At 71.6% G+C, this 26,925-nt stretch carries 21 protein-coding genes and 1 pseudogene; 5 read left to right on the top strand and 17 right to left on the bottom strand.

Translation table 11 applies throughout. From position 1 onward, the window contains the following. Positions 1-27 precede the first annotated feature (27 nt). Positions 28-1,209 (bottom strand): cysteine desulfurase family protein, encoded by a 1,182-nt coding sequence (locus OE229_RS13110; protein ID WP_262140151.1) that lies wholly within the window; start codon positions 1,207-1,209, stop codon positions 28-30. Positions 1,210-1,268: 59 nt separating this feature from the next. Here OE229_RS13110 and OE229_RS13115 point away from each other — a divergent pair, with 59 nt between their 5' ends. From OE229_RS13115 to glgB, 3 genes are all read left to right on the top strand, one after another. Further along, positions 1,269-3,377, top strand: a complete 2,109-nt coding sequence (locus tag OE229_RS13115) for a glycogen debranching protein (RefSeq protein ID WP_262138381.1) — start codon at positions 1,269-1,271, stop codon at positions 3,375-3,377. A gap of 229 nt (positions 3,378-3,606) precedes the next feature. Then, a complete protein-coding gene (locus OE229_RS13120) occupies positions 3,607-5,607 on the top strand; it encodes an alpha-1,4-glucan--maltose-1-phosphate maltosyltransferase (RefSeq protein ID WP_182065619.1) in 2,001 nt (666 codons plus the stop codon). Next, positions 5,604-8,192, top strand: a complete 2,589-nt coding sequence (glgB, locus tag OE229_RS13125) for a 1,4-alpha-glucan branching protein GlgB (protein WP_262138384.1) — start codon at positions 5,604-5,606, stop codon at positions 8,190-8,192. The genes OE229_RS13120 and glgB overlap by 4 nt, the downstream gene beginning before the upstream one ends. 85 nt (positions 8,193-8,277) lie before the next feature. Here the strand turns inward: glgB and OE229_RS13130 are convergent, their stop codons facing one another. Next, positions 8,278-9,288, bottom strand: coding sequence for a tetratricopeptide repeat protein (locus OE229_RS13130; protein ID WP_262138386.1), 1,011 nt, complete (start codon positions 9,286-9,288; stop codon positions 8,278-8,280). Then, complete coding sequence (locus OE229_RS13135; protein ID WP_262138388.1) at positions 9,285-11,027, bottom strand: hypothetical protein; 1,743 nt, start codon at positions 11,025-11,027, stop codon at positions 9,285-9,287. The genes OE229_RS13130 and OE229_RS13135 overlap by 4 nt, the downstream gene beginning before the upstream one ends. A gap of 184 nt (positions 11,028-11,211) precedes the next feature. Here OE229_RS13135 and OE229_RS13140 point away from each other — a divergent pair, with 184 nt between their 5' ends. After that, complete coding sequence (locus tag OE229_RS13140; RefSeq protein ID WP_182065615.1) at positions 11,212-13,053, top strand: coiled-coil domain-containing protein; 1,842 nt, start codon at positions 11,212-11,214, stop codon at positions 13,051-13,053. A gap of 87 nt (positions 13,054-13,140) precedes the next feature. Here OE229_RS13140 and OE229_RS13145 read toward each other — a convergent pair whose 3' ends face one another. The 10 genes and pseudogenes from OE229_RS13145 to OE229_RS13195 all read right to left on the bottom strand — a co-directional run bounded on the left by OE229_RS13145 (position 13,141) and on the right by OE229_RS13195 (position 21,938). Continuing rightward, positions 13,141-13,890 carry an alpha/beta hydrolase gene (locus OE229_RS13145; protein ID WP_262138391.1) on the bottom strand — a complete coding sequence of 250 codons (750 nt, stop codon included), beginning with the start codon at positions 13,888-13,890 and terminating at the stop codon, positions 13,141-13,143. After that, positions 13,887-14,189: a hypothetical protein gene (locus tag OE229_RS13150; RefSeq protein ID WP_262138392.1), complete on the bottom strand. Its 303-nt coding sequence runs from the start codon at positions 14,187-14,189 to the stop codon at positions 13,887-13,889. The genes OE229_RS13145 and OE229_RS13150 overlap by 4 nt, the downstream gene beginning before the upstream one ends. Before the next feature lie 12 nt (positions 14,190-14,201). Beyond that, the gene (locus OE229_RS13155) at positions 14,202-15,110 is read right to left on the bottom strand and encodes a lytic transglycosylase domain-containing protein (RefSeq protein ID WP_262138394.1); all 909 of its coding nucleotides are present in this window, start codon (positions 15,108-15,110) and stop codon (positions 14,202-14,204) included. Between the two features lie 147 nt (positions 15,111-15,257). Beyond that, complete coding sequence (locus tag OE229_RS13160) at positions 15,258-15,806, bottom strand: DivIVA domain-containing protein (protein ID WP_071406375.1); 549 nt, start codon at positions 15,804-15,806, stop codon at positions 15,258-15,260. Between the two features lie 77 nt (positions 15,807-15,883). After that, positions 15,884-16,893, bottom strand: a pseudogene (locus OE229_RS13170) (phosphatidate cytidylyltransferase). Then, positions 16,893-17,447: a ribosome recycling factor gene (frr, locus tag OE229_RS13175; protein WP_262138397.1), complete on the bottom strand. Its 555-nt coding sequence runs from the start codon at positions 17,445-17,447 to the stop codon at positions 16,893-16,895. Before frr ends, OE229_RS13170 begins: the two are co-directional and overlap by 1 nt. A 47-nt stretch (positions 17,448-17,494) precedes the next feature. Beyond that, on the bottom strand, positions 17,495-18,214 hold the full coding sequence (gene pyrH, locus OE229_RS13180) for a UMP kinase (RefSeq protein WP_071406376.1): 720 nt from the start codon (positions 18,212-18,214) through the stop codon (positions 17,495-17,497). Positions 18,215-18,341: 127 nt separating this feature from the next. After that, entirely contained in the window at positions 18,342-19,169 is an 828-nt protein-coding gene (gene tsf / locus OE229_RS13185; protein WP_027465873.1) for a translation elongation factor Ts, read from the bottom strand. Between the two features lie 88 nt (positions 19,170-19,257). Next, entirely contained in the window at positions 19,258-20,175 is a 918-nt protein-coding gene (gene rpsB / locus OE229_RS13190; RefSeq protein WP_027465874.1) for a 30S ribosomal protein S2, read from the bottom strand. A 320-nt stretch (positions 20,176-20,495) separates the two neighbouring features. Then, on the bottom strand, positions 20,496-21,938 hold the full coding sequence (locus OE229_RS13195; RefSeq protein WP_259362783.1) for a sugar porter family MFS transporter: 1,443 nt from the start codon (positions 21,936-21,938) through the stop codon (positions 20,496-20,498). A gap of 276 nt (positions 21,939-22,214) precedes the next feature. Here OE229_RS13195 and OE229_RS13200 point away from each other — a divergent pair, with 276 nt between their 5' ends. Next, positions 22,215-22,787 carry a murein hydrolase activator EnvC family protein gene (locus OE229_RS13200; protein WP_262138399.1) on the top strand — a complete coding sequence of 191 codons (573 nt, stop codon included), beginning with the start codon at positions 22,215-22,217 and terminating at the stop codon, positions 22,785-22,787. Between the two features lie 33 nt (positions 22,788-22,820). Here the strand turns inward: OE229_RS13200 and OE229_RS13205 are convergent, their stop codons facing one another. The 4 genes from OE229_RS13205 to OE229_RS13220 are packed head-to-tail and all read right to left on the bottom strand — an operon-like array spanning position 22,821 to position 26,923. Next, a complete protein-coding gene (locus OE229_RS13205; protein WP_262138400.1) occupies positions 22,821-23,753 on the bottom strand; it encodes a tyrosine recombinase XerC in 933 nt (310 codons plus the stop codon). 25 nt (positions 23,754-23,778) lie between these two features. Then, positions 23,779-25,014, bottom strand: a complete 1,236-nt coding sequence (gene dprA / locus OE229_RS13210) for a DNA-processing protein DprA (RefSeq protein WP_262138401.1) — start codon at positions 25,012-25,014, stop codon at positions 23,779-23,781. Next, complete coding sequence (locus OE229_RS13215; RefSeq protein ID WP_262138403.1) at positions 25,014-26,537, bottom strand: YifB family Mg chelatase-like AAA ATPase; 1,524 nt, start codon at positions 26,535-26,537, stop codon at positions 25,014-25,016. The genes dprA and OE229_RS13215 overlap by 1 nt, the downstream gene beginning before the upstream one ends. Beyond that, entirely contained in the window at positions 26,534-26,923 is a 390-nt protein-coding gene (locus tag OE229_RS13220) for a YraN family protein (protein WP_262138404.1), read from the bottom strand. Before OE229_RS13220 ends, OE229_RS13215 begins: the two co-directional genes overlap by 4 nt. Positions 26,924-26,925 lie beyond the last annotated feature (2 nt).

Here is a 26,925-nt window from a genome sequence, read left to right on the forward strand (position 1 = left end):
CGAGCAGAGGATGCCCGGGGTCGACCACTACCGCCCGAGCAGCGGCTCCCGCGATGCCATCCCCGCGGCACCGGCCCGTGCGACAGCATCGGGCAGCGCCGTCAGGAACGCGTCGACGTCGGCATCGGTCGTCGTGTGGCCGAGCGTGATCCGGAGCGCGCCACGGGCATCCTGCTCCGACAGTCCCATCGCGAGCAGCACGTGCGACGCCTCGGGCACACCGGCCTGGCACGCCGACCCCGTCGAGACCGCGACCCCGGCGGCGTCGAGCAGGAACAGGAGCGAGTCGCCCTCGCAGCCGGGGAACGTGAAGTGCGCGTTGCCCGGCAGGCGGTCGACGGGGTCCCCCATCAACATCGCGGCGGGGACGGCCGCACGGACCCCGGCGACCAGACGGTCCCGCAGGGCGACGAGTGACGGGTGCGGCATCGGCTCGGCGACGACCGCGCTGGCCGCCACGCCGAAGGCCGCAGCCGCCGGGGCGTCCTGTGTGCCGCTCCGCACCTGCCGCTGCTGCCCACCACCGTGGATGAGGGGCTCGACGGTGGCCTTCCGTCCGAGCACGAGCGCACCGATGCCGACGGGCCCGCCGACCTTGTGCGCGGAGACGCTGAGGGCGTCGAGGCCGGACGCGGCGAACGACACCGGCACCTGCCCGTAGGCGGCGACCGCGTCGCTGTGCACGGGCACGCCGGCGGCGTGCGCGAGCTCGACGATCCGTGACACGGGCTGGATGGTGCCCACCTCGTTGTTCGCCCACAGGAACGTGACCAGGGCGACGTCCGAGGCGTCGGCGAGCCGTGCCTCCAGTCCGGCGAGGTCGACGCGACCCTGCGCGTCCAACGGGACCACGTCGATCACGGCGCCCTCGTGGGTCTCCAACCAGGTCAGGGTGTCGACCGTGGCGTGGTGCTCGCCGCCCGGGACGACGATGCGGGGCCGCTGGCGGTCGCGCTGGCGAGCCCAGAACAGGCCCTTCACGGCGAGGTTGATGCTCTCGGTGCCGCCGGAGGTGAACACGACCTCCACCGGGTCGGCGTCGAGCGAGCGGGCGACGGCGGCGCGACCGTCCTCGAGCAGCATCTTGGCGCGTTGACCGGCGCTGTGGATGGACGACGGGTTGCCGACGGTGCCCAGGGCATCGGTGAAGGCGGCGAGCGCCTCCGGCAGGATCGGCGTCGTCGCGGCGTGGTCGAGGTAGACCGACAAATGCACCCCCTGGATCGAGCAGTGTCCAGGATACGCGCCGGTCCTCGTACCCTTGTCGCGTGCACGAGACAGCGATCGACCTCACGCCGGGGTTCTCCCTGGGCGGGACCGTCCCCCGGTTCACCCTGCGGTCCGCGACGGCGACGAGCATCGTCCTGGTCGTGGCGGGCGCGGGGAGCGCCGAAGGCGCGGACGGGCACGACCGCTCCGACGGCCGGCCGACCCGGCACCCGCTCGAGCGCGTCCCCGACACGGACGTGTGGACCGGCGAGGTCCCCGGGGTCGTGCCCGGCGACCGCTACCACCTGCTCGTCGACGGGCCGGTCGGGCCGCGGCACGAGTTCGACCCGACGCGTCCGCTGCTCGACCCGTACGCTCGTGGCATCCTGCCGACCGGCGACGACGAGGCCGCCGGACCACGCTGGACCAGCGTGGTCGTCGACGACGCCTTCGACTGGGGCGGCGTCGTGAAGCCGCAGGTCCCGCTCGACCGTGCCGTCGTGTACGAGGCGAACGTCCGCACCCTGACGGCCGCGAACCCGCACCTGCCGGAACACCTGCGCGGCACGTACGCCGGGGTCGCCCACGAGAGCACGATCGCGCACCTGCACCGCATCGGCGTCACCACGCTCGAGCTGCTGCCCGTGCAGGCCTTCGACACCGAGCGGTGGCTCCGCGACGCCGGCCGGCAGAACGCCTGGGGCTACAACACGCTCGGGTTCTTCGCCCCGCACGCCGCGCACGCCTCGGCGCCGGCGCAGCAGGAGGGCGCCGACGCCGTCCTGCGCGAGTTCAAGGGCATGGTCCGGCTGCTGCACGAGGCCGGCATCCAGGTCGTCCTGGACGTCGTCTACAACCACACCGCGGAAGAGGGCCTGGGTGGTCCGACGACGAGTCTGCGCGGCATCGACGGCGCGAACCGCTACCGCTGGGCGCAGACCGACCCGCCCCGCCGGGACACCTACTACGACACCACCGGGTGCGGGAACACGCTCGACACCTCGGTCGAGGCGACGGCGGACCTCATCGTCGACAGCCTGGTGTACTGGGCACGCGAGGTGCAGGTCGACGGCTTCCGCTTCGACCTGATGGCCGCCCTGGCCCGCGACGGCGAGCACCGGTTCGACCCGTCGCACCCGCTGCTCGAGCGCATCCGGAACCACCCCGACCTGCAGGACACCCTGGTGATCGCCGAGCCGTGGGACGTCGGCCCGGACGGCTGGAAGACCGGTGCCTTCGGCGCGGCCGGTCACCGCACGAGCGAGTGGAACGACGGGTTCCGCGACACGGTCCGCCAGTTCTGGCTCACCGACATCGCCGAGGAGCGCCGCACCGGCCTGCCGCAGACCGGGATCGGCCGGCTGGCTGAGGCGTTGTCGGGGTCGAGGAGTGTCTTCGGTGCCGACCGCGGCCCGCTGGCGAGCGTCAACTTCGTCACCGCGCACGACGGCTTCACCCTGCTCGACCTGGTGTCGTACGACGGCAAGCACAACGAGGCCAACGGCGAGGACAACCGCGACGGCTCGAACGACAACCGCTCGTTCAACCACGGCATCGAGGGCGACACCGCCGACCGCGGGGTCCGTGCCGCGCGTGGGCGGTCGATGCGCAACCTGGTGGCGACCCTGATGCTGTCCGCCGGGGTGCCGATGCTCACCGCCGGCGACGAGCGGAGCCGCACGCAGCACGGCAACAACAACGCCTACGTGGTGTCTGACGACCTGACCCCGGTGGACTGGTCCGACGACGAGGACGCCGAGACGATGACCGAGGCCGTCGCCGCGCTGGCACGGTTCCGGCAGGCGCACCCGTCGCTCCGCCCCACCCGCTTCGGCGTCGAGGGGCAGGAGACCCCCGGGGCCTCGCGGATGTCCTGGTACGGGCCGGACGGGCACCCGATGACGATCGAGGGTTGGGACCAGCCCGTGCACCGCGCCCTGCAGTACTTCGTCGAGTCGACGCCGGAGCACGAGCCCTTCGACCGCGTCCTGGTGGTCGTGCACGGCAGCGGCCGCACCCGCGACCTGACCCTGCCGGTCCGCGAGGACGTCTTCGCGTACCGCCTGGCCTGGTCGAGCGAGAAGCACCGCGACCACGAGCGCCTCCGTCCCGCCGGGCAGGTCTTCACCGCCTACGGCCCCGGCATCCACCTGTTCGAGGTGGCGTAGCGCCGAGCAGGCGGGTGCGGCCCGGCGTCGCGAACGGGTGGCGGACGGGAGGCCCGTGGCGGCCCCGCCACGGGCCTCCCGTCCGGTCCTCAACAGGGTCCACGGCGCGCCCGGCCCGCCACAGCGGGCCGATCCGTCCGGTCCTCAACAGGGTCCACGGCGCGCCCGGCCCGCCACAGCGGGCCGATTCCGGGGAACGCGGAGCCGCTCGCCGGGTAGCGTCGCTTCCGTGGCCACCGCAGACCGACCCCGCCGCCCGAAGATCGGGCGCATCCCGATCACCGAGCTCGCCCCGAGGACGCCGAACGGCTTCCCCGGCAAGGCATTCGACGGCGAGGTGATCACGTTCGGTGCAACCGTCTTCCGAGAAGGACACGGCATCATCGGCGCCGACCTCGTCCTCGAACGCCCAGACGGTGGAACTCGCACCGTCCCCATGACCCTCGGTGCCCCCGGCACCGACCGCTACGAAGCCACGGTGCAGGTCGACCACGTCGGCGTCTGGACGTGGCACGTCGAGTCGTACTCCGACGACTGGGCGAGCTGGCTGCACGGCGCACGTCTGAAGATCGCGGCCGGCGTCGACACCGAGGCGACGCTGCTCGACGGCGCCGTGCTGCTCGACCGGCTGGCCGAGGAGACCGACTCCCCCGCCGCCACCCGTGCCGCCGCACGCGTCCGGGACACCGACCTCGACCCGGCCGAACGCCTGGCCGCCGTCGACGACCCACGCATCGTCGCCGAGGTCGAGGAAGCCCCGCTCACCTCGCTCCGGACCCACTCCGCCACCCAGCTGCTCGACGTCGAACGCACCCGCGCCGGCGTCGGCGCCTGGTACGAGTTCTTCCCCCGCTCAGAAGGTGCGAAGAAGAACCCCGACGGCTCCTGGAAGAGCGGCGACTTCCGCACCGCGGCCCGCCGTCTGCCCGCCGTCGCCCGGATGGGCTTCGACGTCATCTACCTGCCGCCGATCCACCCCATCGGCACCACCGCCCGCAAGGGGCCGAACAACACGCTCACGCCCGGGCCGCACGACCCCGGCAGCCCGTGGGCGATCGGCTCCCCTGACGGCGGGCACGACGCGATCCACCCCGACCTCGGCACCGAGGACGACTTCCGCGACTTCGTCGAGACGGCGAAGAACACCGGCATGGAGGTCGCGCTGGACTTCGCGCTGCAGTGCTCCCCCGACCACCCCTGGGTCACCCAGCACCCGGAGTGGTTCACGCAGCGTGCCGACGGCTCCATCGCGACCGCCGAGAACCCCCCGAAGCGGTACCAGGACATCTACCCGATCCAGTTCGACACCGACCCCGAGGGTCTGGTCACCGAGGTCGAGCGTGTCCTGCGCCACTGGATCGACTTCGGCATCCGGATCTTCCGCGTCGACAACCCGCACACCAAGCCGCTCTGGTTCTGGGAACGCGTCATCCGCGAGATCCGCGACGAACACCCCGACACCGTGTTCCTCGCCGAGGCGTTCACCCGCCCGGCGATGATGCGCGCGCTCGCCGAAGCCGGGTTCCAGCAGTCGTACTCGTACTTCACCTGGCGCAACACGAAGGACGAGATCGAGGACTACTTCACGGAGCTCTCCCACGAGACGAGCGACTACCTGCGCCCGAACCTCTTCGTGAACACCCCCGACATCCTCACCGAGTACCTGCAGTTCGGCGGCCGTGCCGGCTACAAGGTGCGCGCGGCGCTCGCCGCCACCGGTGCGCCGACGTGGGGCATGTACGCCGGGTACGAGCTCTTCGAGGACGTCGCCCGTCCGGGCTCGGAAGAGAACATCGACAACGAGAAGTACGAGTACAAGCCGCGTGACTTCGCCCTGGCCGAGGCAGAGGGTGCGTCGCTCGCGCCGTACGTGACGATGCTCAACCGCCTCCGAGCGGCGCACCCCGCGCTGCGACAGCTGCGGAACCTGCACGTGCACGCCGCCGAGGACCCGGCGATCGTCGTCTACTCGAAGCACCTGTCGGGCGAGTACATCCGGTCAGGACGCCCCGACACCGTGATCGTGGTCGCCAACGTCGACCCGCACTCCGCCCGTGAGACCACCGTGCACCTGGACCTCGCTGCACTCGGTCTGCCGACCGAGGGCCTGTTCGACGTCCGCGACGTCGTGACCGGTCAGCGCTGGACCTGGGGCGCGTCGAACTACGTCCGCCTGGATGCGTTCCAGGAGCCCGTGCACCTGCTCGTCGTGGAAGGACCCCACCGATGACCCCCGAACCGACCGACCCCACGAAGCGCGGACCGGCCGTCCCACCCGTACCGCCTCCGCCGCCGGCCGTGCCGCGGTACGAGCCGAAGGTGTCCGCGCCGGACGAGGACCTGCCCGGCGCTCCGCCGGCGCAGCGCGAGGCGCCCGACCGCGGCGTGGCGGAGTCCGCCACGCTCGCCGGGCATCCTGTCGACCCGACGCACCCGCGGCAGCCGTCCGTCGCAGCCGCGGCACCGTCGGACGCCCCGACGGCCCCGACCGGAGGCGCTGCACCCGTGGTCCGGCCTGCCTCCGTCGAGGCTCCGGCCGCCCCGAGCGCCGCTGCTTCGGCGCCGGCTCCGGCTGAGGTGTCGGCATCGACTCCGGCTGACGCCTCAGCTGCTGCCCCTGCCCCTGCCGGTACGGCCACGGATCCGCGTCCGGCTCCGATCGAGGACTGGCTGCGTCTGCAGGTGGCCGAGGGCCGCTGGTCCCAGCCGCACGACGTGCTCGGCCCGCACCCGGTCGACGGCGGCACCAGTGTCCGCGTCGTCCGGCACCTGGCCCGCGCGGTGCGCCTCGTGCGCCCCGACGGCGACGACATCGAGCTCACCCACGAGGGCGACGGGCTCTGGGCCGGCGCCACCGCCGATCCGCTCGGTCGCTACCGCGTCGAGTCGGAGTACGACTCCGACGAGTCCACGGACGAAGACGACGCCACCTGGACCACCGACGACGCGTACCGGTTCGCCCCGACGCTCGGCGAGCTCGACCTGCACCTGTTCGGCGAGGGCCGTGACGAGCAGCTCTGGCACCACCTCGGCGCACACGCCCGCACGGTCGACGGCGTCGACGGTGTCGCGTTCGCCGTCTGGGCGCCCCGGGCGACCGCCGTCCGCGTGATCGGCGACTTCGAGGGCTGGGAAGGCCGCACCACCGCGATGCGCCGTCTGAGCGACCTCGGCGTCTGGGAGCTGTTCTGGCCCGGCGCGGTCGTCGGGCAGCGCTACAAGTTCCAGATCCTCACCGACTCCGGTTGGGTGGAGCGGGCCGACCCGTTCGCCCGCGAGGCCGAGATCGCGCCGGCGACCGCCTCCGTCATCACCGAGTCCACGTACGCGTGGTCCGAGGGTGACGCCGCGTGGATGGAGCGCCGCGCGCAGACCACCACGCACGACGCCCCGATGAGCGTCTACGAGGTGCACCTCGGCTCCTGGCGCCCCGGTCTGTCGTACCGCGAGGTCGCCGACCAGCTCATCGGGCACGTGGAGTACACCGGCTTCACCCACGTGGAGTTCCTGCCGCTCGCCGAGCACCCCTTCGGCGGCTCGTGGGGCTACCAGGTCACCGGGTACTACGCACCGACAGCACGTTTCGGTTCGCCCGACGACCTGCGCTACCTGATCGACCGCCTGCACTCCGCGGGCATCGGCGTGATCATGGACTGGGTCCCCGGGCACTTCCCGAAGGACGAGTGGGCGCTCGGTCGCTTCGACGGCTACGCACTGTTCGAGCACCCGGACCCCCGCCGCGGTGAGCAGCTCGACTGGGGCACGTACGTGTTCGACTTCGGGCAGCCGCAGGTGCGCAACTTCCTGGTCGCGAACGCGCTGTACTGGCTCGAGGAGTTCCACATCGACGGCCTGCGGGTCGACGCGGTGGCCTCGATGCTGTACCTCGACTACTCCCGCACCGACTGGCTGCCGAACATCCACGGTGGCCGCGAGAACCTCGACGCGATCTCGTTCCTGCAGGAGACGAACGCGACGGCGTACAAGCGCTACCCCGGCATCGTGATGATCGCGGAGGAGAGCACCTCGTGGCCGGGCGTGACCCAGCCGACGAGCGCCGGTGGGCTCGGCTTCGGGCAGAAGTGGAACATGGGGTGGATGCACGACTCGCTCGAGTACGTGCAGCGCGACCCCGCGTACCGCAGTTACCACCACGACGAGATCACGTTCTCGTTCGTCTACGCGTTCAGCGAGCAGTTCACGCTGCCGATCAGCCACGACGAGGTCGTGCACGGCAAGGGCTCCCTGTACGGCAAGATGCCCGGCGACGAGTGGCAGAAGCTCGCCAACGTTCGTGCGTACCTGGCGTTCATGTGGGCGCACCCCGGCAAGCAGCTGCTCTTCATGGGCCAGGAGTTCGCGCAGCCCGCCGAGTGGTCCGAGGCGAAGGGCCTCGACTGGTGGCTCCTCGACCAGCCCGGCCACCGAGGTGTGCAGGACCTCGTCGCGGAGCTCAACCGCGTGTACAAGGACTCCCCTGCGCTCTGGACGCACGACTCGACAGCCGACGGCTTCGAGTGGCTCGAGGGCGGCGACGCACCGCACTCGACGCTCGGGTTCCTGCGGAAGGACGGCGACGATCGGGTCGCGGTGTTCGTGAACTTCTCCGGCGTGCCGGTGGAACGTCGCTTCGGGCTGCCGACCGCCGGTGATTGGCACGAGGTGCTCAACACCGATGCTGCCGAGTACGGCGGGTCCGGAGTCGGCAACCTCGGCGTCGTCACGGCGGAGGACACCCCGTGGGCGGGCCGCCCGGCCTCGGCGCACCTCGTGGTGCCGCCGCTCGGCGCCGTCTGGCTGAAGCTGGCCCAGTAGCCCGGCCAGCGTCCTCGACGCGACCGATGAACAGACGGGAGGCCCGGTGCCAGCTGGCACCGGGCCTCCCGTCTGTCTCGTGGGGTCAGTACAGGGCGTTCGCCAGGCGGCGACGCGCCGCGACGACGCGCGGGTCCTCGCTGCCGATGAGCTCGAAGTACTCGACGAGCCGGACACGCAGGGCCTCACGGTCGTCCCCGAACACCGTCGGTACGAGGTCGAGCAGCCGCCCGAAGGCGTCGTCGACGTGCCCGCCCGAGATGTCGAGGTCGGCGACCGCCAGCTGTGCCTGGACGTCCTGCGGGCCGGCGGCTGCTGCCGCCCGGATCTCGTCGGCCGTCCGACCGTTGAGCCGGTCGAGCAGTGACACCTGCGCGAGCCCGGCCACGGCCATCTGGTCGTGCGGGTCCTGCAGGATGGCGGTCTTGTACTCCTCGATCGCGCTGGCGTAGTCACCCCGCTCGATTGCGTCGTACGCGGCCTGGTGGTGCGGCGGGAGCGGCTCCGGCTCCGGCTCGCCCTGCTCGGCGTCAGCGGATGCGACTGCGCCGTCGACGGTCACGCGACCGGCCACGCCGTTCTGCTCGGCGGCCTGGAGCACCTGCTCGTAGACATCACGGACCTGCGCCTCGGGCAGCGCCCCGACGAAGAGCCCGAGCGGGCGTCCGCCGATCACGGCGGCCACGGTCGGGATCGACTGCGCCTGGAACGCCTGCACGAGCTGCGGGTTCGTGTCGGCGTCCACCTTGGCGAGCACCACGCGGCCGTCGTACTCTGCGGTGAGCTGCTCGAGGATCGGCGAGAGCTGCTTGCACGGCCCGCACCACTCGGCCCAGATGTCCACGATGACCGGGACGACGTTCGACAGCTCCAGGACATCCTGGAACGTCGCGTCGGTGACGTCGATCACGAGCGACGGGACGGTCAGGTCGGCACCGTTCACGGTGCCGGCTTCCGTGCCGGGAGCGGCTCCGCTGGCGGAACCCGCCGGGGCCGGAGCACCGGACGGCTGGGGCGGCCGCTGTGCGCGGTCGACGAGCGACGACAGGTCCACGGCTCCGCGGAGCCCGGACGGGGTCGGGGGGATGTTGCTCATTGCACCTCACTTGCTGCGGTCAGGCCCTGTGTGAACCCGAGCAGGACCACTTTGCCATCCGAGGCGACCGGCGGCACGTAGAAGAGCAACTGGACGCTGTAGGTCGCGCTGATGCCCTTCTTGCTCGTGTCCACGCCGGACAGTGCCTTGACGGCACCCTCGGTGTTCACCTCGGCACCCGACGCGGTCGGGGTCACCTTCTCGATCTCGTCCAGGTCCGCGGAGACCAGGGCGCCGGCGTCGTCCGTCGCGATGGCGACTGCGGAGTCGGCGGGCACCTCGGACGAGTACTCGATCTTCGCCGTGTCCGGCAGGGCCTTGGCCTTCTTGTCCTTGTACGCCTTGCCGATGGTGGTGCGGAGCGCGTCGCCCTCGGTCGCGAACAGGTCGGCGTACTCACTGGCGGTGTCCTTCGACAGGATGTCGCCGTAGGCGGTCGCGACCTGGTCGGGCTGGATCGTCAGGAGCTTCGACTCCGGCGCGAGCAGTGCTGCACCGATCGTCGTCGGGGCGAGGCTCGGGATCTTCGCGTCGGCCTCGAGCGAGACGTCGTACGCCACCTTGTACGGATCGCGGGCAGTGTCCTGCACCAGGGTCAGGGCCTGCGGTGCGGACTTGGCGTCACAGTCCTCGGCGACGATCGTGAAGACCGTGCGCGGCCAGGTGTCGGTCTGCTGCGGCAGCGCGACGCACACCTGCGCGGCCGAGATCGCCGGCGGTGCCTTGACGTCCGAGTCCTTGCCGCGGATCGAGTAGTTCGCCAGACGGAGATCGAGCGCCGCTCCGGAGAACCGGGTCCGGACCAGGTCGCGGTCGCGGGCCCCGTCGGCCTGCTCGGCGACGGCGGCGGTGCGCTGCACGATGCGGGTGATCTGCTGCTTGGTCGCAGCCGTCGGCTCCGTGGTCTCAGCAGCCCCCGTGGCGGTGGCCGTCGGGGTCGGCGTGGCGAGCGACGGGTCGCCACCCTGCGGCCAGTAGTCCGAGGAACAGCCGGCCAGGGTCAGGGCGCCGACGAGCAGCACCGGGACGCCGACGAGCGCACGCGTGCCGCGACGACCGCGGCGCGGCACCTGGGCTCCGGCGGCGGCGGCTCGACGGGACGCACGCACCCGCGGCGGGCGGCTGCCACCACTGCGACGGCGGGGACCGCGGCCACGGCGCTGGTGCAGGAAGGCGAGGACGAGCAGCACGAGACCTCCGAGGACGAACACGCCGCCGGCCACGAGCAGCGGACCTACCGCCGGCGTCGCGGTGTCCTGCGGCCAGGTGACGGACACGTCGCTCGGCGCTGCGGCCTTGCCGTCGCTCACGACGAGGACCGAGACGTCCTGCGGCAGGCGGACCGTGAACTGTCCGGCACCGTCGTACTCCTGGTACCAGAGGTCGCTGCCCTTCGGCGAGGGGACGCTGGTCTCGCTGCCCGAGGTCGACCCGATCAGCGAGCCCTTCTCGGCGTCGAAGCGGAGCGTGGTGTGCTCGGCGTCACCGATCCAGGCATCCACGTCGGCGGTCTTGCCGTAGGCCGCGAAGACCTTGCCGGAGCCGGACACGTTGATGCGCTGGTAGCCCGGGTTGGCGTTGAGCGTCGTCCCCGGGATCACGGTCACCGGGGCGGAACTGGTCGTCGAGCTCTCGGCCACGAGCGAGGACGGCGGCGCGAACACGGTCCGCTGTCCCACCGCCAGCGCCACGAGCAGCAGACCGATGACGAAACTGACGATCGCCAGGACGAATCGCACGAACTCTCTCCCTACCGCGCCGGGGTGGGGATGTCGGCGCGCGAATCAGCGACTCAGGATAGCGAGCAACGCTGGACAGCGCATCAATCCGCGCTGTCGCCGGACTCAGACGACCCGCTCCGGCCGCCACTACAATCGACCGCGGGCCGATCCAGGCCCTCCGCCGAGCACCCAGGAGCGACACGTGGCGAACGACGAGGCCGAGTTCGGGACCGAGCTGCGGGGGTACCGCCGCGACGAGGTGGAGCGTTCGCTGAACGACCTGCGCCGCGAGCTCATCAAGTCGAACAACGACCGCGCCGACGCCGCGAAGGAGATCCGTCTCCTGCAGGCCCGGGTCTCCGAACTGCAGGGCGAGCTCGACGAGGCCGGCACGCCCACGTACAGCGGACTGGGCACCCGCCTCGAGTCCACCTTGCGTGTGGCCGAGGAGCAGTCGACCCGGCTCATCAGCCAGGCGGACATCGACGCCCAGCGGCTCCGAGCCTCGAGCCGCGCCGAAGCCGAGCGCACCGTCCGCGAGGCCCAGGAGGAAGCGCGCGACACCCTCGAGGACGCCCGCACCCGCGCCACCAACGAACTGACCCGCGCCCGCGCCGAGGCAGCCGACACCGTCGAACGTGCCCGCGCCGAGGCCGGTCTGCTCACGCAGGACGCCCGCAACGAAGCCGCCTCGATCCGCGGGGCCGCCGTGACCGAGGCCGCCGAGGTCCGTTCCGTCGCCATCCGCGAGACGAACGCACTGCGCGCGCAGGTCGAGCACGAGGTCGCCGAGCTCCGCGAGATCGCCCAGCGCGAGTCCGCCGACGCCCGCACCGCCGCGGCCGAGCTCGACCGCGAGACCGAGCACCGCCGTTCCGTCTTCGAGGCCGACCACACCCGCCGCACCGAGGACCTCGACCGCGAGGAGACGACCCGGCGCGAGGCCCTCGAGCGCGAGGTCACCGAGGGCCGTGCCGCCTGGCACCGTGAGCGTGACGAGGAGCAGCAGGCACACGCCCTGGCACTCGAGACCGGTCGCGCCGAACTCGAGTCCGAGGTCACCCGCCGTCGCGCCGAGCTCGACACCGAGGTCGCGGACCGCCGCCGCGAGCTCGACGAGGAACTCGCCGCCGCCCGCGCCCAGTGGGACCGCGAACTGGCCGCAGCCCGCACCGCGCTCGAGCAGGAGATCGAGGCGGCCCACGCCCAGCTCCGTGTCGACGAGGAGCAGACCCGGGTCGAGAACGCGCGCCTGGTGCAGGAGACCGCCGACCGGATCGCCCGTGAGCTCGAGGAGCACGACGCCCGGATCGCGCAGGAGCGCGCCGAGGCCGACGCGGCAGCCGAGCGTGCCGTCCGGGAGCACGAGAACGCCATCGCCGCCCGACGCGAGCGCGAGCACGCCGAGGTCGACACCGAGATCGCCGACCGTCGCACCGCCGAGCTGGGGGTGCTCGAGGCCGAGCGCACCGCCCTGCGGCAGGAGATCGACACGGCCCGCGCCGCCCTGGTCAAGGAACGTGACGAGGTGCGCGCCGAGATCGCCCGGGAGCGCGACGAAGCGCGCACGACGCTCGAGTCGGAACTCGCGTCCCGCCGCGACGACGCCGAGCAGGACTACCTGCGGAAGCACCACGAGACCGTGACCGAGACGCAGAAGTACCTGGACGAGGCCAACCTGCAGCTCGCCGAGGCCACCCGCCGCGCGACCGAGGCCCGCGAGCGCGCCGAACGCCTGCAGCAGGAGGCCGACGACCTCGAGCGCACCAGCACGGCCGAGGCCCAGGAGCACGCCCGCACCATCATCGCCGACGCGCAGGACCGCGTGCACCGGATGGTCGCCGACGCCGAGGAGCGCACCGCCGGCGTCATCGCCGAGGCCGAGGACCGCCTGGCGGCGATCCGCACCGAACGCGAAGCCGTCGCTGGCTACCTCGAGAACCTCCGCGGGGTCCTCACGAACGCCACGGGCCTGCTCGGCACGGCACCCGCCGCAGCGTCCGCTGCGGACGCTGACGACGACGTGGACGCGACCGACCGCTGACGGTCCACGGCCTGGAGGCGTGACCCGCGCCTCCAGGCCGTCCCACCTGGTGCAGGTGGCGGGCTGCAGGGCTTCGTGCGGACGTGGTCAGACGGGCCAGTTGGTCGGCAGCGGGGCGCTGCCCGGCACGACGAGGTCGGCGATCGCGTCGAGGACGATCCGCACGTACCGCTCCCCCACCCACAGGTGCTTCGCGCCGGCCACGGGCACGACCCGGACGTTCGGGGCGAGCGCGAACCGTGCCGCGGCGGCTTCGGGCTGCAGGAAGTCGTCGTGTTCCGGGACGAGCGCCACGACCGGGACACCGACGGCAGCCCAGCGGGCGAGCTCCTCGTCCGAGGTGCGGTGCAGCGGTGGCGACAGCAGGACGACGCCGTCGACCGTGCCGGCCTCGACGTGTTCGAGCGCGTGCTTGAGGATCACCTCGGTGCCGAAGGACCACCCCACCAGCCACGGCGTCGGCAGGCCGCGGTCGGCGACCTCGGCGACGGCCGCGCGCAGGTCGAAGCCCTCGGACACGCCCTCGCCGAAGACACCCTCGGACGTGCCCCGGGGCGACGTGACGGACCGGAAGTTGAAGCGCAGCACCGCGATGTCGGCGAGGGCGGGCAACCGTGCGGCGGCCTTCTTGAGCACGTGCGAGTCCATGAACCCGTGCGCGGTCGGCAGCGGGTGGAGCGTGACGATGGTCCCGCGAGCCGGGGTGTCGGCAGGCTCGGCGAGCTCACCGACGAGCGTCAGGTGGTCGTCCGTGACGAGCTCGACCTCGGTGCGACGGGCCGGTAGCTCGGTGGCCGATCGGATCTCGGTGTCGTGCGTCACGTCACGCTCGGTCATGCGATGCTCCAGCAGTGGTTGTGCCAGTGCCGGCGCGACGCCAGGTCGGCAGCGTCACCGAGCACGCCGTCCGCACGCCAGACCACCACGTGGGCGGTGCCGGGCAGGACGGTTCCGCCGCACCCCGGGCAGATGTACTCCTTCTGCGCCGACGCGGCCGAGATCGGCTGCACCTGGTACTCACGACCGTGGCGGACCTCGGTGCGCTTCCACGAGCTCATCAGCCGGTCGAGGGTGGTCTCCTCGTCAGGCTCGACCTCGCGACCACGGGGACGCCGCGGTCGGTTGCTGCGCGGCACCCGAGCAGCCGATCAGTACCAGTTGTTGGCCTGGCTGTGCCCCCAGGCACCGCAGGGGGTGCCGTAGACGCCGGCGATGTAGTTGAGACCCCAGGTGATCTGCGTCGCCGGGTTGGTCTGCCAGTCGGCGCCGGCCGTGGCCATCTTGCTGCCGGGGAGGGCCTGCGGGATGCCGTACGCACCGCTGGGGTTGTAGGCGTTCACCCGCCAGCCGGACTCCTTGTTCCACAGCGAGACCAGGCAGTTGTACTGATCGGTGCCCCAGCCACGAGCCGTGACCTGCTGCAGGGCGATGGCCTGCGCGCTGCCCGGGTCGGGCGTCGCGGCGGTCGCGGCGAGCGTGTTGGCGGCCGAGACCGGCTGGGTCTCGGTGGCCGCAGCGTCCGCGCTGTCGTCGGTGGTCTCGGCGTCGGCGTCGGCCTCTTCGACGACGGGCTTGACGACCTTCGGGGCCGGGACGGTGACGTCGTAGCCGTCACGGTCGGCGGCGGCCACGGCGTAGGTGCCGTGCGCGGTGTACTGCTGCGGCGCCTGCGGAGTCTTCACGAGCACCGGGGTGTCGACGGCGGCCTGTGCCACGTCGGCCTGCAGCGGGTTGAACAGCGAGCCGCCGACGAAGAGAAATACGCCGACGAAGGACATCATCGGTGCGACCGCACGCTTGCGGGTCACAGCGTTCACCGACGAAGCGGCGGGCTTGCCGAGCTTCGGCGTCGCGCGGCGCTGCACCGTCGCGGTGCGCTGCTTCGCGGGACGCTGGTCAGCGTCAACCAGGGCATCGTGGGCGAAGGACGCCACACGCTCGTCGGAGACGCGGTTCGCCGCCACCGACTTCGGCATGGCGACCGGACCCGTCGCCGCGGGCGCTGCCTGCGGGGTCACCCCGAACGCCGACGTCTCCGTCGTGCGGGTTCGCTGCATTGCCGCGCGGCGCTCACCGGAAGCCTGGAGGCTGAGGTGCTCGCGGGTATCGCGGTCGGAGCTTGAGTCTGCCGTGTGCCTGCCCATGAGTAGGACCAGGGTAACGGAACGATCACGGAAAGCGAAGCACCTGGGGACAGCGCGTCGTCACCGGACAGCGAGCATCACTTCGACGACGGCGTCGAGCAGCGCATCGACCTGCGCCTCGCGGTACCCGCCGTGCTTCGGGCGGAAGACGATCGAGCGGACCTCGGTGAGGCTGAGCGGCTTGCCCTCGCGGAAGTACCCGGCCAGCCGGGCAGCGAACGCGTCGACGTCCTTCGGGTGGTACCCGGTGCCGAGCACGCTGACCCGGCTGAACCGTTGCCCGTCGGGCCGTTCGAGCCGCGCCACGACGTCGGAGGCCTTCGTCCGCGCCTCGGCGTACCAGGCCTTCTTGCCCACCTCGCTCATCTCCCGCTCACGCTCGCGGGCCGCGAAGGCGTCCTCGAGTCGCTCGAGTGCGGCGTCGACGTGCGACGTGGAGTACCCGCCCTTGCGCATCGAGAACGCCGTGGCGCGGATCTTCGCGGCTTCGATGCCGGGGGCGCTGTCGTCGGCGGAGTACGCGCGCCGGGCGTCCTCGAGGAAACGCTCGACTTCGTCGACGTCGTAACCGAGGGCGGAACGGGCTGCGGTCGGGAAGGTGGTGGCCACGGCGTCATTCTGCCAGTCCCCCGCCATGGCACAACCTGGACGCGCTGAGTGCGGCGTTCAGCCCGGGACGGGCGCGGTCAGTGGTTGACGATCAGGTACAGCACGTAGGCGACCGCGGCGGACGGCAGGATGCTGTCGATGCGGTCGAGCAGGCCACCGTGTCCGGGCAGGAACGACGAGATGTCCTTGATGCCGAGGTCACGCTTGATCATCGACTCGGTCAGGTCGCCGAGCGTGGCCGAACCGGAGATGAGCACACCGAGCAGGACACCGGTCCACCAGGGCAGCCCGAGCATGAACACGGCCACCAGGATGCCGACGACGATGCTCGCCGCCACGGACCCGGCGAAGCCCTCCACGTCTTCTTGGGGCTGATGCGCGGAGCCATCGGGTGCTTGCCGAGGTTCAGCCCGGTGGCGTACGCGCCGGTGTCGACCGCGACGACGACGAGGATGAACCCGATCACCCAGAGGTTGCCGTCGGGCTGGGCGGAGAGCAGCACGACGCACGCGCCGAGCAGCGAGATGTAGGCCTGGACGAACAGCCCGTTCGTGAGGTCTCGGGCGACGTTGCCGGCCGGGGGCTTCTGCCGCGCGAGGGCGACCTCGACCAGTCGCCAGGCGCTGATCAGGACGATGCCGCCGAGCAGGGTGAACAGCGCCGCCACCTGCCCGAGCAGGAACGCCGCCGGCACGACCGCGATCGCGACGGCGACGCTCGGGATCCGCGGGACGTCGCGCCCGGCGAACCGCATCGCACTCGTCAGCTCGTAGACGCCGACCCCGAGCAGGAACGCCGCGACCACCATGAAGGAGGGCGTGAACAGGAGCAGCGTGCCGAGCATCACGACCGCGAACGCGAGCGCGATGCCGATCGCCGCCGGCAGGTTGCGCCCGGTCCGCGCGGTCAGCGCTTCGTTGCGCGCGCCGAAGTCGGCCTTCCGCTGGCGGAGCTGCGCCTCGAAGTCGGTGCGCGCCGCTCGTGCACGCGCATCGAAGTCCTGACGGAGCCCCTTCTTCACGGGCCCGCTCGACGCGGGCCCGTGCTCTGCTGTGGGGCGGTCCTCGCCCTGGTCGGAGCGACGCATCAGACCTCGAGGAGTTCGGCTTCCTTCTTCTTCAGCGCGTCGTCGATCTGGTCGACGTGCTTCTTCGTCAGGGCCTCGAGGTCCTTGTCGCCACGCGAGATCTCGTCGTCGGAGATCTCACCCTTGAGCGCGTCGAGGTCGTCCTTGGCCTTGCGGCGGATGTTCCGGATGACGACCTTGTGGTCCTCGCCCTTCGTCCGCACGAGCTTCACGAACTCCCTGCGGCGGTCCTTGGTGAGCTCCGGGATCGTCACGCGGACGATGTCGCCGTCGTTCGTCGGGCTGGCGCCGAGGTTCGGGAACGTCGCGATGGAGCGTTCGATCTCCTTGAGCGCCGACTTGTCGTACGGCGTGACGATGAGCGTGCGGGCCTCGGGCGTCTGCAGGGACGCGAGCTGCGCGAGCGGCGTCGGCGTGCCGTAGTAGTCGACCGGGATCTTCTGGAAGAGCGCGGCGTTGATCCGGCCGGTACGGACGGTCGAGAAGTCGTCCTTGGCGACCTCCACGGCCTTCGCCATCTTCTCGGTGGCTTCGGTCAGGACATCACTGATCACGGTGTTACTCCTTCGGTACTGGCGTCGAGTCTAGTCAGCGCCGGGGGTCAGTTGCTGACGACGGTGCCGATGCGCTCGCCACGGATCGCGGCCTGGACGTTGCCGTCGCCCTCCATGCCGAAGACGTGCATCGGCATGCCGTTGTCCATGCAGAGTGAGAACGCGGTGGCGTCGACGACCTTGAGGCCCTTCAACAGCGCGTCCTGGTAGGTCACGTGGTGCAGTTTCTCAGCGGTGGCGTCCTTCTTCGGGTCGGCGGTGTACACGCCGTCCACGCCGTTCTTGGCGACGAGGACCTCGTCCGCCTTGATCTCGAGCGCACGCTGCGCCGCCACCGTGTCGGTGGAGAAGTACGGCAGTCCGGCACCGGCGCCGAAGATGACGACCCGGCCCTTCTCGAGGTGCCGCTCGGCGCGCCGCGGGATGTACGGCTCGGCGACCTGGGTCATCGCGATGGCGGACTGCACCCGGGTTGCAGCTCCCGCCTGCTCGAGGAAGTCCTGCAGCGCGAGAGCGTTCATCACCGTGCCGAGCATGCCCATGTAGTCGGCGCGCCCGCGGTCCATGCCGCGCTGCGAGAGCTCGGCTCCGCGGAAGAAGTTGCCCCCGCCGACGACGATCGCGATCTCGACCTCGCGCGCGGCGACGGCGATCTCCTTGGCGATGGTGCCGATCACGTCGGGGTTCACCCCGAGGGAGCCGGCGCCGAACGCCTCTCCCGACAGCTTCAGCAGAACGCGGCGTCGTCCGGTCTTCTCGTCGGTCATCTGGTCCGCACCCTTCGTCGTGGTCTCGTGGAAATGTACTCGCGGATGTGTCGCGCGCGTGTCGTGCCGGCGCGCGCGAAAAACGGGGCCAGGAACCTGGTTGGTTCCTGACCCCGTCACGGGTTCGTTACGCGCCGACCTTGACGCGGGCGAAGCCCTGGATCGTGATGCCGGCGTTCTCGGCGGCCTTCGCGACGGAGATCTTGTTGTCCTTCGCGTAGTCCTGGTCGAGGAGCGACACCTGCTTGATGTAGGCGTTCACCCGGCCCTCGACGATCTTCGGGAGCGCAGCCTCGGGCTTGCCCTCTTCGCGCGTGATCGCCTCGACGGTCGCACGCTCCTTCTCGATGGCCTCGGCCGGGACCTCGTCGCGGGTCAGGTACGTCGGGTTCGCGAACGCGACGTGCTGTGCGATCGAACGTGCCTCGGCGGCGTTGTCACCCTCGTACGCGATGACGACGGCGATCTGCGGCGGCAGGTCCTGGCTGGTCTTGTGCAGGTAGATCTCGAAGGCCGAGCCCTCGACACGGCGGACCGTGCGGACCTCGAGCTTCTCGCCCAGCGCAGCAGCCGACTCGTTGACGACCTCGAGGACGGTCTTGCCGTCCAGCGGTGCGGCGTTGGCGGCGGCGACGTCGGCGGCACCGGCAGCGGCGACCGCGCCCAGCACCTTGTCGGCGAGGGTCGTGAACTTCTCGTTCTTCGCGACGAAGTCGGTCTCGCTCGCGAGCTCGACGACCGTGGCGGCGCCGTTCTCGGAGGTCGCGACGACGACGCCTTCAGAGGTGGCACGGTCGTCGCGCTTGGCGACGGCCTTCGCACCCTTGATGCGGAGCAGCTCGACGGCCTTGTCGTAGTCGCCGTCGGCCTCGACGAGCGCGTTCTTCGCGTCCATCATGCCGGCGCCGAGGTCCTCGCGGAGCTTCTTCACGTCAGCAGCGGTGAAGTTTGCCATTGACTGGAGTCCTTTCTGGACTGTACGTGTGTGGAGAGTGGTGTGCAGTCGGGGCGCCGGACCCGGTGGGGTCCGGCGCCCCGGCGACTCACTCGGCGGGGGTGGTCTCCGCGGCTGCCTCGGCCTCGGCCGTCGGCTCCGCGTTCTTCGCCTCGTCGGCGATCGGCTCGCCGATCTCCTTCGCGGCGACCTGCGCGTCGGCATCGTTCTCCTCGACCGGGGCGGCGGGCGCCTCGGTCGTGGCGGCGGTCTCGCCACCGAGGAGCTCCTGCTCCCACTCGGCGAGGGGCTCGCTGGCCTCGTCCTCGTCGCCGCCGTTGTGGCGGGTCTTCAGGCCCTCGGCCGCGGCGTCGGCGACGATGCGGGTCAGGAGGCCGACGGAGCGGATCGCGTCGTCGTTGCCCGGGATCGGGTACGTGATCTCGTCGGGGTCGCAGTTGGTGTCGAGGATGCCGATGATCGGGATACCGAGCTTCTGCGCCTCGTCGACGGCGAGGTGCTCCTTCTTGGTGTCGACGATCCAGAGCGCGCTCGGGGTCCGCGTGAGGTTGCGGATACCACCGAGGGTCTTGTGGAGCTTGTCCAGCTCGCGCTTCTTGATGAGGAGCTCCTTCTTGGTGAAGCCCTTCGTCGTGTCGTCGAAGTCGATCTCCTCGAGCTCCTTCATGCGCGCGAGGCGCTTGGAGACCGTCTGGAAGTTCGTGAGCAGACCGCCGAGCCAACGCTGGTTGACGTACGGCTGGCCGACGCGGGTCGCCTGCTCGGCGATGGAGCCCTGGGCCTGCTTCTTGGTGCCCACGAAGAGGATCGTGCCACCGTGCGCGACCGTCTCCTTGACGAAGTCGTACGCGCGGTCGATGAAGGCCAGCGACTGCTGCAGGTCGATGATGTGGATGCCCGAGCGCTCGGCGAGGATGAATCGCTTCACCTTCGGGTTCCACCGACGGGTCTGGTGTCCGAAGTGGACGCCGCTGTCGAGCAGCTGGCGGATGGTGACGACGGCCATGTGCCGTCCTCCTTCTGTGTTCTCGGCGCGCAGCCGTGCTCTCGCACGTCGCTGCGGACCTGTTGCGGTTGTGTCGATCACGACCGTCGGTCGTGGTCCCTGGTGTCCTGGCACGCGACCGCCTGCTCGCGAGAGCAGGACCGGTGGTCGGGTACCGAGCCCCTGAGGGCTTGGTGGACACGCGAAGTCAGCGCGCGTCAGCACGCTGCTGGATAGATGCTAACAGAACGGAGGCCCGGATCACGCTCGCCTCGCGGCTGACGTGGTCCGGGCCTCCTGACCGGTGATCCGTGCGGAACGGACGCGGTGCGACCGGCCGATCAGGCCTTGGCGTCCACCGTGTCGCCGTCGGCGGAGATGCCCATCTCCTCGAGCGAGCGGCCCTTGGTCTCCGGGATCTTGGCGATGACGAAGAACAGCGACAGCAGCGCGAACAGCGCGTAGATGCCGTACGTGACCGTCAGGTTGAAGCCCGAGAGCACCGGGAACGAGATCGTCACGATGAAGTTCGCGATCCAGTTGGCGGCCGAGCCGACGCCCAGCGCCGTGGCGCGGATGCGGTTCGGGAACATCTCGCCGAGCAGGACCCACATGAGCGGACCCCACGTCGCGCCGAAGGACACCACGAAGAGGTTCGCGAAGACCAGCGCGATGACGCCCCACGAGCCGGGAAGGCTCGGGCTGCCGTCGACGATCGTCGCCTGCGAGAACGCGATGGCGACCATGGTGAGCGAGACGAACATGCCCGCGGAACCGGCGACGAGCAGCGGCTTGCGGCCGACCTTGTCGACCAGGAAGATCGCCACGAAGGTGACGGCGACGTTGACCACCGAGGTGATCGTGGAGATGAGGAACGAGTCCTCCTCCTTGAAGCCGACGGCCTGCCAGAGCGTCGTCGAGTAGTAGAAGATCACGTTGATGCCGACGAACTGCTGCAGCACGGCCAGGATGATGCCCACCCAGACGATCGGCTGGAGCCCGAAGCGGTTGCCCCGGATGGAGCCCTTCTTCTCGTTGGCTTCCTTCTTGATGCCGTCCTGGATCTCCTCGAGGCTCGTGTTCACGGTGTCGCGCGGGACGATCTTGCCCATCACGACGCGCGCATCGTCAGCACGGCCCTTGGTGAGCAGGTAGCGCGGGGACTCCGGCAGCGTGATCGCCAGGACGCCGTAGACGACCGAGGGGATCACCCCGACCAGGAACATCCAGCGCCAGGCGGCCAGACCCCAGACCTCGGCCGAGGCGCTGCCCGCGGTGACGGCGAAGAGCTGGTCGGACAGGAGCGCGGCGAAGATACCGAGCGTGATCGCCAGCTGCTGGAACGAGGCCAGCCGCCCGCGGATCGCCTTCGGGGACACCTCGGAGATGTACGCCGGTGCGATGACCGACGCGGTACCGATGCCGAGACCGCCGACGAGACGCCAGATCACGAGGTCCCACGTCGCGAACGCGAACGCCGAACCGATCGACGAGACGAAGAACAGCACGGCGGCCCAGAACATGATCCGGGTGCGGCCGTAGCGGTCGGCGAGGCGGCCGGCGAAGTAGGCGCCGAACGCGCAGCCGATCAGGGCCGATGCGACCGCGAAACCGCTGGCCGCGTCGGAGAGGTCGAACTCGCCCTTGATCGCGTCGACGGCGCCGTTGATGACGGACGAGTCGAAGCCGAACAGGAAGCCACCGACCGCCGCCGCGATGGCGAACAGGGTGACCTTCCCCTTGAACGCACGGTCTTCGCCGTGCCCGGTGGTCGTGGTGGACACGATGCTCCTGGGTTCTGCCGCCGTGCAGTTGTGCAGCACGGTGCCCCGGCGGTCGGCTGGTTCGCCGTCCGAGCGGCGTTGCGTGTTCCGGAGCGGCCCCGACTGTACTCCTCGCTCGGGATCTGGTCATAACCGGGGCGCGATCGGGACGGCGTGCGGTCGGTGCTGTCGCATCCGCCGCCCTCTTTTCCCTCCCCAGGCCTGGAGGCGCGACTCCCCCTCCACGGATCGCCCCCGCCCGCATCGGGGCCGGGTTCCGCCGCCCAGGCTGGGGAGATGCGATCGAGCGCACGTCCCGTCCTGCTGTCCGTGGTGTGCGCGGCGGTGCTGAGCGGGACGGTGCTGAGCGGAACCGTGGTGTTCGTTGCTGCGTCGTCGACCGGAGCCGGGTCGTCCGCGGACGCTGCGACCGATCGGGGCCGGGTCGAGGCTCGCTGGGTCTGGCCCACCGGATCGCGGGTGGTCGAGCGCGCGTGGGAGGCACCGTCCTCGGACTACGGCGCCGGCCACCGGGGCCTCGACGTCCCGGGCGCCCTCGGCAGCACTGCCTCGGCGGTGGACGACGGCACCGTGGCGTTCGCCGGCGCGGTCGGCGGCCGCACCGTCGTGACGATCGACCACGGCGACGGGCTGGTCAGCACGCTCGACTCGGTGACGCCCCTGGTGGCCGCCGGTGACGAGGTCGTGCGGGGCGCGCCGGTCGGCCGCGTCTCGGTCGGGCACTGTCCGACGTCGGCGCCGTGCCTGCATCTGGGTGCTCGCGTGGACGGTCACTACGTCGATCCGATGGCGTACCTTCCACCAGCCGAGTGGCCGGTGCTGTTGCCCGAGTCGGCCTGGCCCGGGTGAGCGGAGCCGACCGGGACGTACATCGGCGCACCGTCAGGCGCGCGGGTGTGCCGTCCGGTAGACCTCGCGCAGCCGGGCCGACGACACGTGCGTGTAGATCTGCGTCGTGCCGAGGCTGGCGTGTCCGAGGAGTTCCTGCACCGCGCGCAGGTCCGCTCCCCCGTCGAGCAGGTGCGTCGCCGCGGTGTGCCGGAAGGTGTGCGGCCCGCTCGGCCCCTCGCCCGGCAGGTCACCGAGCAACCGCGCCACCACGCGGTAGGCGCTGCGGACGCCGAGTCGCGTGCCACGGTCGCCGAGGAACAGCGCCGTGCCTGCCGGTCCCTCGGCCCGTGCGGCGAGGGCGGGCCGTCCGCGCTCGAGCCACGCCTCGAGTGCGTCCCGCGCCGGCACCCCGAACGGCACCACGCGTTCCTTGCCGCCCTTGCCGAGCACCCGCACGGTCAGGCGTCCCCGATCGACGTCGGTCACGTCGATGCCGACGAGCTCGCTGACCCGGATGGCCGCCGCGTACAGGAGCTCGACCAGGGCCAGGTCCCGCAGCGCCGTCGGATCGTCCGTCGCCGCTCGGGCACCGAGCCCGTCGAGCAGGGCGCGCACCTGGTCGGCCGACACCACGCGGGGAAGGTGTGCCCCACCCTTCGGGGCCCGGAGCCGGACCCCGGCGTCCGCCGCTGTCGCCCCGGTCTCGCTCGCCCAACGCGTGAACGCCCGCACGGACGAGGACCGCCGAGCGATGGTCGACCGGGCGAGCCCCCGGTGGTCGGCATCCCACAGCCAGTCACGCAGGAGCTCGAGCTCGACGTCGGCGACGCGGTCGACCCCTCGGGCGTCCGCGAACGCCACGAGCTGCTCGAGGTCGTTGGCGTACGCGCGGAGAGTCTGCTCGCTGAGGCCCCGCGCATGCCGGGCGTGCCCGAGGAAGGCGTCCACCGCCACCACGAGTCGACCGTCCGTCCGCGCAACCACGACGTCAGCGTACGGCTGCCGACCGTCATGCCCGACCCCACCCGCCGCCGCTCGCGACGACGAGTCCCTGCAGCTGCGCCAGCGCGAGCGCGTCGGCGACGTCGGACGTCGACATCCCGGCCCGGCGGGCGATCTCCGCCTCGGGCAGGGCGCGACGACCGAGCGCGTCGAGCACCCGGAGCACATCGGGGTCCTGCCGACCGGACAGGAGCGGTTCGTCCGGCACCGCTCCCCCGCTCATCCCGGTCGCCGGTCTCGCCGCCGCGACCGGATCGCCGGGGTGCACGACGATCTGCGCCCGCCCCTGTGCGATGAGTCGATGGCACCCGACCGATGCCGAGGACGCGAACGCACCCGGGACCGCGAACACCGGGCGACCGAGCTGCGCGGCGTGGTGGGCCGTGTTGAGCGCGCCGGACCGGGCGCCGGCCTCGACCACGACCGTGACGTCGGCGAGCGCGGCGATCAGCCGGTTCCGGGCGAGGAAACGCCACCGCGTCGGTCGCGTCCCCGGTGCGGACTCGGCGAGCAACGCCCCCTGCCGCGCCACGTTCTGGAGCAGCTGTGCGTTCCCCGCCGGGTAGAGCTGGTCGATGCCACCGGCCAGGACGGCGACCGTGGGCGTCCCGGCGGCGACGGCGACACGGTGCGCCACCGCGTCGATGCCGTAGGCACCCCCGCTCACGATGCGGACTCCCGCGTCCGCCGCCGTCGAGGTGATCTCCGCCGCGGCCTCAGCACCCGCCACCGTGTTCGCCCGGGACCCCACGACACCCAACGCCGACATCCCGTCGCCGAGGCGTGCACCCGAGCTGCGCGTCCAGAGGACCACCGGCGCGTGCGGCCCGAGGTCGTCCATCGCCGACGGCCACCCGTCGCTCTCGGGGACAAGGAGCCCGGCACCGACAGCACCGGCGGCCGCGAGCACGTCGCCCACCTCGACAGCGGCCAATCGGGGCCGCCAGCGTTCCACCGCGGTCTGCAGCACACCGAGCAGCACCGCGGGGTCCTCGGCACCCGGCACCTCGGCGTCGACGCAACATCCCAGCAGCGAATCGAAGTCCCCGTCCGCCGCGAGCAGCACCGCACCGAGCGCGCGCTCGGGTCCGAGGCCGGTGAGGAGCTCTCCGGCGACGGAGTCCCCCGGTTCGACGATGGCCGACCAGGCGACGCGGGCCGCGGCCTGCACCGGGTCCACCGCGGCGCCGCGGGGCCCGAGCAGGCGCGCCACGGTGTCGAGGAGCTCCGTGCCCGCCGGCATCACAGCGCGCTCCGCAGGGCAAGGGCACCGCGGACGTGCGCACCCGTGGGCCGCTCCACCGCGTCGAGGTCGGCCAGCGTCCACGCCAGTCGCATCACGCGGTCCCAGCCGCGCATCGTCAGGGTGCCGAGGTCGAGTGCGCGGTCGAGGTCTGCCGTCGACCCGGGTTCGATGCGCCCCTCGGCCCGGAGCCACGTCCCGGTGACCTCGGCGTTGCGCGTCCATCCCGTCCCGTGCAGTCGCTCCGCCATCCGGGCGCGGGCCGCCGCGACCGCTGCACGCGCGACCGCCGTGGTCGGGGTGTTGCCGTCCGCGTCCCGCATCCGGCCCGTCGTCACCCGGGGCACCCGTACCCGGATGTCCATCCGGTCCAGCAGCGGCCCCGACATCCGGCCGAGGTACCGGCGGACGGTGCTCGGGGAGCACTCGCACGGTTGCCCGTGTGCACCACCGGCGTTGCCGCACGGGCAGGGGTTCGCCGCCAGGACGACCTGGCATCGTGCGGGGAACTCGGCCGCTCCCGCCGCACGGTGGATCGTGATCCGCCCGGACTCGAGCGGTTGCCGGAGCGCGTCGAGCACGGCCCGTGGGAACTCCGGTGCCTCGTCGAGGAACAGGATGCCCCCGGTGGCGCGCGACACGGCTCCGGGGCGCAGGACCCCGGATCCGCCGCCGATGAGCGACACCGCCGACGCGGAGTGGTGCGGGGCTTCCCACGGTGGCTTCGTGCTCCACGACGCGGGGCCCAGCCCGGCGACGGACCGGACCGCGGCCACCTCGAGCGCGGTCTCGTCGTCGAGGTCGGGCAGCAACCCGGGCAGCCGTTCGGCGAGCATGGTCTTGCCGGCGCCCGGCGGCCCGAGCAGGAGTGCGTGGTGTCCACCGGCCGCCGCCGCGATGAGCGCTCGGACGCCGACCGGGTTCCCCACGACGTCCGACAGCTCGGCCACGGGACGCGGCACAGCCGTGACCGGAACCGGCAGCACCGGATCGACCTCGACCGTCGGCAGGAGCGCCCCGGCATCGATCGCCGCCGCACGCAACGAGTCCACACCACGGATCCGGACCCCGCTGACCACACGGGCCTCGGTCAGGTTGCCGACGGGCAGGACGACACGGTCCACACCGGCGTCGCGCGCGGCGATCAGCATCGGGATCACGCCGGGGACCGGACGCACCCGCCCGTCGAGGCCGAGCTCGCCGATGTAGACGATGCGCTCCGAGACGTCCGGCGCGAGACCGGCACCGGCGAGCACGGCCATCGCGATGGCGAGGTCGAACCCCGAACCGCGTTTCGGGATCGCCGCCGGGGTCAGGTTCACGGTGATCCGGCGGGCGGGCAGCGGACACCCCGCGTTCGCCGCTGCGGATCGCACGCGTTCCCGTGCCTCACCCAGCGAGGTGTCGGGCAGACCGATGATGCTGAACGTCGGGAGCTGACTGGTCAGGTGCGCTTCGACCTCGATGCGCCGACCGGTGACACCGAGGAGCGCGACCGCGGCAGCGCGCCCGATGCCGGTCACAGCACACCTGCCAGGTGCTCGACGACGGTGCGGGGACCGTCGACGTGGACCGCGATGACGTCCACCCGGACGGCACGCGCCGAGGTCTCGGGGTGCGCGTCGAACCACTCGGGCACGAGTCGCCGCATCCGGCTGAGCTTGGTCGCCGTGATCGCCTCGAACGGGTGACCGGTCGCGGCGCCGGAACGGGTCTTCACCTCGATGAAGGCGAGCGTGCAGGAATCCCACGCGACGATGTCGATCTCACCACGGGCACATCGCCAGTTCCGCTCGAGCACACGGAATCCCCGTGCTTCGAGCCAGGCCACCGCTCGTTCTTCACCGAATCGTCCGAGTCGGCCGTTCCGGAGCGACCGCCCCGGTGCGCGTTGCACGTCGTGTTCCATGT

The sequence above is a fragment of the Curtobacterium poinsettiae genome (genome assembly GCF_025677645.1).
Classification (GTDB): Bacteria; Actinomycetota; Actinomycetes; order Actinomycetales; family Microbacteriaceae; genus Curtobacterium; species Curtobacterium poinsettiae_A.